The sequence below is a fragment of the Mesorhizobium sp. M7A.F.Ca.CA.002.09.1.1 genome, assembly GCF_003998555.1.
Classification (GTDB): domain Bacteria; phylum Pseudomonadota; class Alphaproteobacteria; order Rhizobiales; family Rhizobiaceae; genus Mesorhizobium; species Mesorhizobium ciceri.
In genome coordinates this window covers 1-587 of the sequence record NZ_RZRR01001520.1, presented here as the reverse complement: position 1 = coordinate 587, position 587 = coordinate 1, and the positions used below count along the sequence as shown (strand labels likewise).

Below are 587 nucleotides of genomic sequence, written 5' to 3'. Positions count from 1 at the left end.
CCATAATAGGCGTCAAAATAGTTGCCAGAGGCGAAGGAAACACGCGGTCCTCCCGAAATCCTGACGGTCGGCGTCACGTCGTAAAAGGCATCGGCGGCGATGTCGGCGACAAAGCCGTTGTGGGCGCGAATGCCGTGGCGCAGCTCGGCGCGGGCGCGCAGCCAGTCCGTCGGATAGAATTCGAAGAAGCCGCCGACTTCGCCGCCCCAGCGCACCGGATCGAGGCCCTTCAGTTCATCGGCGTTGTCGTCGTCGCGGGAAAACAGGAACTTGCCGGTCAGGCCGGCGCGGACACCGCCATCGTCGACCAGCGCCAACGAGATGTTGTCGTTGCGCGAGACAAAGCGTGCCGCCGGTCCGGCCTTGCCCAATGAGATGATGGGTTGGGCGCTCAGCATGTATTTCCTGCCGCCCTCGAAATTGGGCGCGACCAGGCCGGTGGCGCCAACGGTCAGATACCAGTCGCCGGACAGCCAGCTGCCCTCGCCCGCATTGGCGGCGCCCGCCCCGCCCAGCACCGCAGCGGCCAACACTAGAGAGATTCTTCCGACCGGACTCATGGCCACTCCACTAACACGACACACACG

The 587-nt window shown here is 64.7% G+C and carries 1 protein-coding gene; it reads right to left on the bottom strand.

The annotated features are described in order from the left end of the window. The coding region (locus EN994_RS34410; RefSeq protein WP_164746575.1) for a MipA/OmpV family protein at window positions 1-560 on the bottom strand (560 nt) is incomplete at its 3' end. Between the last annotated feature and the right edge of the window lie 27 nt (window positions 561-587).